This window comes from Williamsia sp. Y712 (genome assembly GCF_059445525.1).
The window spans coordinates 672,459-680,766 of record NZ_JCAIUN010000003.1 but is presented as its reverse complement, the minus strand read 5'-3'; the positions used below and the strand labels follow the sequence as shown (position 1 = coordinate 680,766).

The window sequence follows — 8,308 nt, the reverse complement described above, 5'->3', positions numbered from 1 at the left end:
GCGAGCCTGTCGTCACAGTAGGTTGCCTTCGCCTTCGAACTCGTCGAGCTCTTCTTGCGAGAGCCCGGTGAACACTGCGGTGTCAGGAGCCACCCGCTGTCGCGGGTGGGCCTGCGCAGGAGCTGATATGGGCGCGAAGGCCGTCACCGGTGTGGCCAGCGGCGCCAGTACCGCAACGGTTCTCGATTCGAACACGTGGGCCGCCGTCAGCTTCAATCCCACCCGGGCGGCCGCACCGACCACCCGAACCGCGGTGATGCTGTCGCCACCGAGGCCGAAGAAATCGTCCTCGACGCCCACCTGCGCCACACCGAGCACCTGCGCGAAGACAGCACACAGCGCCGACTCGACCTCGTTCTCGGGTTCTCTGGAGTCGGTGACCATCGACGAGAAGTCCGGCGCAGGCAGCGCTTTACGATCGAGTTTCCCGTTCGGCGTCTGCGGGAACCCGGCCACTTCGAGTACCGCTGCCGGGATCATGTATTCAGGCAGTATCAGTCGCAGGTCATCGCGTATCTTCGCCGGGTCGACCACCACGTCGGCAACCGGGCGGACGTATGCCACCAACTGCCCACCGGTGGCGCTCGGAATCACCCTTGCGACACATCGATCCACGCCTGCCATCGCGGCAACCGCGGTTTCCACATCACCCAACTCGACCCGGAAACCGCGGACCTTGACCTGATCATCGGTGCGGCCGAGACAGGCGAGTCGACCATCGGCGCCCCACCGCGCCAGATCGCCGGTGCGGTACATCCGGCACCCCGACTGATCCGGATCGGCAACAAATCGGGCCGCTGTGAGATCGACCTGCCCGAAGTATCCCGTTGCGACACCGTCACCGGCGAGATAGAGCTCCCCGACCGCCCCCACCGGGACCGGTTGCAATGCTCTGTCGAGGACGTATGCGCGGGTATTGGCGATAGGCCTACCGACGGTGATGTCGGCACCGGAGCTCACCGCGGCCACCGTCGACCACACTGTTGTCTCTGTGGGGCCGTACATGTTCCAGACGGTTCGGGCGGCAGCTCCGAGCGCTTCGGCAACGGGTTCGGGCAACGGTTCGCCGCCAACCAGGACGTCGACGCCGCGCAGATCCAGAGCCGGACCGAGCGTGAGCAACCCCGCCCACAGCGCCGGTGTCGCCTGCATGACATTCACACCGTCCGAACAGATCCGATCGGCGAGTGCCTGCGGATCCTGGATCTCGGTGTTGCCTGCCAACACAACCGAACCACCCGAGATCAAAGGTGAGAACAATTCGAGCACCGCGATGTCGAAGGAGATCGTGGTGACCGCCAACATCACGGTCTGCGAGCCGAATCCGAATCGCGCACTCATGTCGCACACCAGGTTTGCCATCGCCCGGTCGCTGATCGCAACCCCTTTGGGCAATCCGGTCGAGCCCGACGTGTAGATCACGTAGGCCACCGAATCCGGTGTCCGGTGGGCAGTACCCGACCGCCCCTGCGACCGGGCCGGATCCGGGTGAACGTCTCCGCCCGGCGCATCGAGAACAAGCGTGCGCTCGAGTTGCCTGCCGGACAAGACCCCGACGCAGTCCGTCGTTGTGAGGATGGTCCGCGGATCGCTGTGCCCGAGCATGTATTCCACCCGGTCGGCCGGGAAGCGCGGATCGAGTGGAAGGTAGGCCGCACCCGCGGCCAATGTTGCCAACAGCGCGACGACGAGTTCCGGTGTCCGGGGCAACAGGATCGCAACCCTGTCGCCGACACCGACGCCTTGCTGCCGCAGACGGTCGGCCAAACGGTCGGTGGCCTCGACCAGATCGCCGTAGCGCATCGCATCGTCGCCCGAGGTGATCGCGATTGCATTCGGCGTGCGCTCGGCCGTACGACGAATCAGTTGCAGCACATCTGCATTCGCGTCGAACTCGACACTGCCCCCCGCGGTCGGCAGTGCGTCCACCTCACGCGGCGTCGCGACCGGGACCTGACCGAGGCGGGTCGGTGGTCCGGGTGCAAAGAAACGGTCGATGAACGCGACCAGACGCACGCCGAGCGCAGCGAGTTCGGATTCGGTGTATCGCTCGGAGTCGGCGTCGATGCACAACTCCACTGCCCCGGTACGTTCGACGCGCTGTGCGGTGATGCTCAGATCGGTCACCGGCCCACGAGCCAGGGATTCGACCGTAGCGTCCAGTCCGGCGAAGCGAATCCGGTCGCCAAACGGTTTGATGTTGATCGACGGTCCGACGATCGGCGATGATCCGCTCGATCTCACCGACCGCGCGATGTCTTCTCCGCGGTATCTCGCGTGTGCACCGATCCGCGACCTGGTCTGCGCAAAGGACTCCATGATCTCGCGGGCGCTGCTCGTCCGAGCGGTATGCATCCGCAGCGGAACAACATTCACCGAGGTCGTCGGCACCCGGGTCGCAGGCGTACCCATACGTGCCATCATCGGGAATCCCAGGATCACGTCGTCGCGATCGGTCACGCGGGCCACAAAGCCGGCAAAACCTGCCGCCAGTGCCTCGATCCAGGTGCCGCCGCCTGACACCGAACTGGTCATCGCGTCGACGGTCTGCGGCGGCACCATGATCCGTTCGGTCCGCACCGATGTCGCAATGGCTGCCGGACCGGCATCCGGATGTGCAAGCGAGACAGCGGGATCTGACCCGGCCAGTTCCTGCGTCCAGAACTCTCGGTCGATGCCGAACTGTTCGCTCGCGCGGTACCGCAGGTCGTCATCGACCACGTCCCCGACGGAGGGCACCAGGGGTTCGGCACCCTCGTACACCGCCGAGACTTTGCGCATCAGCAGCGCGATACCGAAGGCATCGAGGGCCGCATGGTGGGCGGCGAGGTGAAGAAGGTGGGTCTGCGCGCCCAGGATGAGCACGGTTGCCCGCACGCAGGGCTGCGATGCCGGATCGATGGCGACCGAATGGCGGCGGCGTGCCCATTCGAGCGCGGCCGTTTCCGGCGACCGTTCCGCCATGAGATCCACGACCTCGGTTGGGGGCGCCTCGTGGCCCAGAGACATCGCCGCACCATCGGCATCGACCGTGAACCTGGCCGTCGCCATGTCCAGGACGGCCAATGTGGAATCCGTTGCACGCACCAGCCGCTCGACCTCGAGCGGGCCGCTCATCCGCAAGAACTGCCCAACCACAAAGGTGGGATTCCCCGGAGCGAGTGCCTGCGCCAGAAGGACGTTCTGCGAGGCGCTGGATGTGCGCAGAACCTGCTGACGGAGCTGCACGATGCGACTTCTCTTTCCCGAAACGACAACCGAGCCTTAGGTTAGCCTGACCAAGGCATAGCCAGTCAATCGGGATCTTGTTCGGACTGCTTACAGTCTGCCCGCCAGAGTTTCGGTCGCCTGCACACGGAGCGTGCGGACCCGCTCGAGAACACCACCGGTGACGGGCCTGCGCCAGTAACCACTTGCATCGAGCATCGCCTTGCCGACACCCAGAGACTTCGCCACTGCGCGAAGCTCGCGAACGGTCCCGGCCTCGCCGGCAATCCACATCCAGCCGTCGCCGTCGGGAAGTGACAATTCGTTGATCGCCGCCGCCAACTGCTGACCGTCGGTGACGTCGGCGCGGCGCCGCAACCACGTGATCCCATCGACGTCGGCCTGCTCATCGGCAGCATCGGGCACCACGGCGAACGCATGAACCGGCGTCCCGGCCGGCGGTGCATCGAGGTAGTGCGCGATCGCAGGCAATGCTGTTTCGTCCCCCGCCAGGATCCACCACGGCGCACCCACCGGCGGCGCGGTGGTCACCTTCGGTCCCGCGAGATGAATACTGTCGCCCGGCCGCACCGCACGGGCCCACTCACCGGCAACACCGTGACCGTGCAGCACGAAGTCGATGTCCAGCTCGCCTGCGGCCGCGTCGTAACTGCGAACCGTGTACGACCGCGAGGTCGGCGCCGGGCGCTTTGGCCAGTCGAGGTGGCCATCGTCCTGCTCGGGCAGGGTGAGCACGTCCGTTTCGGGGTCTGCGAAGAAGAGTTTCACGTAGTCGTCCGGACTGTGCGTCGCGAACGGCGTGAGGTCGTAGCCGCAGGCACTGAACGCGCCGAGCTGTTCACCGCCGAGGGTCACGCGCCGCATATGTGGAGTCACATCGACAACCCGGACAACGTGCAGGTGCCGCAGCACGATCGGCAGCGATGTCCGCTCCGGCGGGACGTGTCGTTCGGTGGTCACGACTGCGCGGCCCCTTCGATTGGGTTGTGGCACACAACACTGCGATACGATCTGTTCGCCTTAGGGTAGCCAAACATGATTCACCGATGACCACTGGACCACCGAACGCGCAACGCCGGTGTGGGCCGCCCGAGAGGTACTGATCTGTGACAGCGGAACGAACCACCAACAAACGCCGGGTCCTCCTCGATCTTCGACCACTGCGTGAGAGCGTGAACTTCCGTCGGATCTTCATCGCGCGGACGATCTCCCTGCTCGGGATCGGGATGCTGACGGTGTCGGTTCCGATCCAGACCTACAACCTCAGCGGTTCGACGTTCCTCGTCGGCCTGGTGTCGGCGCTGGGCGGTGTCGCCACGATCGGCGGCATGCTCGCAGGCGGTGTGCTCGCCGACCGATACGATCGCCGAACCCTGATCCTGTTGTCCCGCACGATCGCGGGCCTGACGTTCGTCGGGCTCGGCGTCAACGCGATACTCCCGTCGCCGTCGGTCACCGCAATCGCGGTCCTGACGGTCCTCAACGGGGCATTCGGATCGATCAGCGTTGCCGCGTTGCTGTCGGTGATCCCCAGCCTGATCCCGTCCGACCAGATGATCGGCGTCGGCGCCCTCAATGCATTGACGGTCCGGCTCGGCGCGGTGCTGTCCCCGCTGCTGGCCGGCCTGATCGTGGCGACCTGGTCGGTGTCGTGGAACTACTGGATCACCACCATCGGAACGGCGATCACGATCATCATCTTGTCCGGGCTCCCCCGCCTTCCGGCGCCGACCCACGAGCCGACGGTACCGGTCGACGGCAAGGCTGTCCCCGCCCGCGAATCCGCCGTGCAGTTCCTGCGTCGCGACCGACTCGTCGGCGGGGTGATCGCGGTCGGCGTGATCGCGATGCTCGGCGGCGGACTGCTCGCTTTGATCCCCGCATTTGTCGACGAGCGATTCTCCGGAGATTCGCGGACCACCGGCCTGCTCTACGCCGCCGGCGCGATCGGGGCGGTGATCGCGTCCTTCACCAGCGGTTGGCTGTCTTACCTGCGCAGGCCCGGACTGGTGCTGCTGACGGCACTGGCCCTTGGTTTTGTCCTGCAGGGCGCGGTTGGCCTCGCGACCACCATCCTGCTCGCAGTACCACTGCTGATCACATTCGGGGCGGCGACAACCATCCAGGAAGTGCTGCGCTACAACCTGATCCAGACCAATACCCCGGCCGCTCTGCTCGGCCGCGTCAACAGCCTCTGGGCCGCACAGGAAGTCGCGGGCCTCTCGGTTGGCGCCCTGCTGGCCGGTGCCGTCGGCAGCTTCATGGCGGCATCGAGCGCGGTCACCGTCTACAGCGGAATCCTGCTTGTCGTCTCCCTCTGCGGAGCGCTGGTGTTGCGTCCGCTGCGGACGTATTCGCCACCGAATTCCCCGGTGATAAGGTGAGCCTTCCTTAAGATGTTCGTGGAAACACGTTGAGCGACAGGAAGACAAGAATGACGTCGGAGCGACGGTCGAAGAACATGCAGTGGCGCAACCGCCTGATCGGCGTTGTCGCCGCGGGTACGCTCCTCCTTCCGTTACTCGCGGCCTGCGGGTCTGACAGCGACGGCAACCAGACGAACGATGCCCGGAAGGCAACGGAAACCGCGGCCGCCTCGGAGTCGACTTCTGGTTCGTTCCCGGTGACCGTGGGCGGTGCGTTCGGTGACGTCACCATCGAATCGAAGCCCGAGCGGGTCCTGGCACTGAGTCCGACCGACGCAGACATCGTCCTCTCACTCGGCGTGACCCCGATCGCCATCCCCACCAGCGCCCAGACCGACGCGACAACCAACGGCACCGGCCTGTTCCCCTGGGCGCAGGGCAAGTACCCCGCCGGAACCCCCAAGTTGGACCTGAGCACCGCGCAGTCGTCCACTCTCGAAGCGATTCTGGCCCTGGAGCCCGACGTCATGGTGGGCACCGCGTTCTACGGCCTGGTCGATCAGACGAATGCCGCACTGGTGGACGTCGCACCGATCGTGTCGTACACGACCCAGGCGAACGGTGATTCCTGGCAGGACTCGACCCGAAAGGTCGCCAAAGCCCTTGGCCTCGAGTCCAAGGGGGAAGAGGTCATCGCCTCGGCAGATTCGACACTCTCCGACGCCGCAGCGGCCAACCCGCAGCTCAAGGGCAAGACGTTCAATGTCCTCATCTCGCCGTCGGCATCCGACGTCTACATCCTGTGCTCGGCCGACGACAACCTGGGCCGCGTCATGAAGGAGTTCGGCATGGTGTTGTCCGACTACGCAGAGAGCGTCCCGTGCACCAACGGCCGGACCCAGGTCAGCTACGAAAGCCTGGAGAAGCTCGACGCCGATGTGCTGATCGTGTTCCCGGACACCGCCGACCAGATGAGTCTGCTCAGTGATCAGCAACTGTGGACCAACATGCCTGCCGTCAAACGTGGTGCCGTCGTGGCGATCCCGAAGACCGAGTCGGTCCCGGCCGCACTGGCGTTCCCGTCAGCGCCCAGCCTCGAATGGGCAACTGATCAGATGACCCCGAAGATCGTGGAAGCGGCCGGGAAGTAGCCACACACACGGCCCACGGGCCCTGGACCCACAAATGCTGATCGGCGCGGCGGTGAACATCTCACCGCCGCGCCGATTGCTATCCCGAAGAGTTGCGATATCCGAGCCGACCCCAAGCCGGCAAGCCCTCAGGCCGAACCGACCCATTCGTCGGTGCCGTCGGCGAAGATCTGGTGTTTCCACACCGGCAGCTGGGCTTTGACCTCGTCGACCAGCAGCGCACACGTGGCAAACGCCGCCTGCCGGTGGTCGGCGGCGACGGCGACCACCAGTGCGGCGTCGCCGATGGCGAGATTGCCGACGCGATGCGACACCGCAACGGCACGTACACCTTCCGCGGCCGCCGCGACCTCGCCGACAACTCTTGCCACCACCTCGGCAGCGGTCGGATGGGCACTGTAATTCAGAGCGGTCACGTCTCGGCCGCCATCGTGATTGCGCACGGCACCAACAAAACTCACGATTGCCCCGGCAGTACCGTCGGCGGCATCACCGGCAAGCTGTTCGTGGACAGCGGTCGACAACGGTTCCTCGGTCACGGCGGCCAACGCCACCACGGCTGCCATCAGTGATCACCTCCGTTGATCTGATCGATCGCGTGGTCGAGAACCGGCTCGAGTATCTCGAGTCCGTCCCGCACACCTCCGCTGGAGCCGGGGAGGTTGACGATCAGGGTGCGTCCGGCAGTGCCGACGATGCCACGTGAGAGGACCGCGGTGGGCACCTTCGGAAGACCGCTGCGCCGGATGGCGTCGGCCAGACCGGGTATCGCGCGGTCGATCACGGCGGCGGTTTGTTCGGGTGTGTGGTCGGTGGGTGTGAGCCCGGTTCCCCCGGTGGTGATGATGAGGGCAACACCGGCGGCAACAGCGGTGCGCAGCGCCTCGCCCACCGCGTCGCCGTCCGGCACGACCTGCGGCTGCCCGACCTCATAACCGCGCTCTCGCAGCCACTCGGCGATGATCGGCCCACAGCGGTCCGGATACACGCCGGTGGCAGCCCGTGTCGAGGCGACCACGATGGCGGCAGTGCGGGGTGTGGCGTGCTCAGACCCCGGTGAATGGGTCTTACCCATCGTCGCGCTTCCAATGACCTTTCTTGCCACCGGTCTTTTCGGCAAGTCCGATGTCGGTCATCTGTGCGCGGGGGTCGACCCCTTTGACCATGTCGTGAAGCGTGAGACCGGTAACGGCGACAGCGGTCAGCGCTTCCATCTCGACGCCGGTGCGATCGGTGGTGACGGCCGTGGCCCGCACCTCGATGGTGCTCTCGCCGAGTTCGAAGTCGACGCCGACGGAACTGAGCGCCACCTGATGACAGAGCGGGATCAGTTCAGGGGTCTTCTTGGCCGCCATGATCCCGGCGATCCGGGCCGTGGCCAAGGCATCGCCCTTGGGCAGACCACCAGACGACAGCAGCCCGATCACTTCGGCGGTGGTCACAAAAGTGCCCGTTGCCACAGCTTTTCGGGTGGTCGCGGGTTTGCCTCCGACATCGACCATCTTCGCTGCCCCGGACTCATCGAGATGAGTCAGGCGCCCCGAATCCGATGAGGGATCCACC

Annotated in this window: 7 protein-coding genes; 2 read left to right on the top strand and 5 right to left on the bottom strand. The window is 65.7% G+C overall.

The window, feature by feature from the left end; all coding sequences use genetic code 11:
* Positions 1 to 12: 12 nt before the first annotated feature.
* Together AC1D75_RS22490 and AC1D75_RS22485 are read right to left on the bottom strand one after the other, a co-directional pair.
* Positions 13 to 3,228, bottom strand: coding sequence for an amino acid adenylation domain-containing protein (locus tag AC1D75_RS22490; RefSeq protein WP_495517531.1), 3,216 nt, complete (start codon positions 3,226 to 3,228; stop codon positions 13 to 15).
* Between the two features lie 90 nt (positions 3,229 to 3,318).
* A complete protein-coding gene (locus AC1D75_RS22485; protein WP_495517530.1) occupies positions 3,319 to 4,188 on the bottom strand; it encodes a siderophore-interacting protein in 870 nt (289 codons plus the stop codon).
* Positions 4,189 to 4,334: 146 nt separating this feature from the next.
* Here AC1D75_RS22485 and entS point away from each other — a divergent pair, with 146 nt between their 5' ends.
* The gene (gene entS / locus AC1D75_RS22480) at positions 4,335 to 5,612 is read left to right on the top strand and encodes an enterobactin transporter EntS (protein WP_495517529.1); all 1,278 of its coding nucleotides are present in this window, start codon (positions 4,335 to 4,337) and stop codon (positions 5,610 to 5,612) included.
* Between the two features lie 50 nt (positions 5,613 to 5,662).
* A complete protein-coding gene (locus tag AC1D75_RS22475; RefSeq protein WP_495517528.1) occupies positions 5,663 to 6,745 on the top strand; it encodes an iron-siderophore ABC transporter substrate-binding protein in 1,083 nt (360 codons plus the stop codon).
* A 128-nt stretch (positions 6,746 to 6,873) separates the two neighbouring features.
* Here AC1D75_RS22475 and AC1D75_RS22470 read toward each other — a convergent pair whose 3' ends face one another.
* Genes AC1D75_RS22470 through moaC form a run of 3 tightly spaced genes read right to left on the bottom strand, consistent with a single transcriptional unit; the run spans position 6,874 to position 8,307 of the window.
* Positions 6,874 to 7,311 carry a molybdenum cofactor biosynthesis protein MoaE gene (locus tag AC1D75_RS22470; protein WP_495517527.1) on the bottom strand — a complete coding sequence of 146 codons (438 nt, stop codon included), beginning with the start codon at positions 7,309 to 7,311 and terminating at the stop codon, positions 6,874 to 6,876.
* A complete protein-coding gene (locus AC1D75_RS22465) occupies positions 7,311 to 7,820 on the bottom strand; it encodes a MogA/MoaB family molybdenum cofactor biosynthesis protein (protein ID WP_495517526.1) in 510 nt (169 codons plus the stop codon). Before AC1D75_RS22465 ends, AC1D75_RS22470 begins: the two co-directional genes overlap by 1 nt.
* Positions 7,813 to 8,307 (bottom strand): cyclic pyranopterin monophosphate synthase MoaC, encoded by a 495-nt coding sequence (gene moaC, locus AC1D75_RS22460; RefSeq protein WP_495517525.1) that lies wholly within the window; start codon positions 8,305 to 8,307, stop codon positions 7,813 to 7,815. The genes AC1D75_RS22465 and moaC overlap by 8 nt, the downstream gene beginning before the upstream one ends.
* Position 8,308 lies beyond the last annotated feature (1 nt).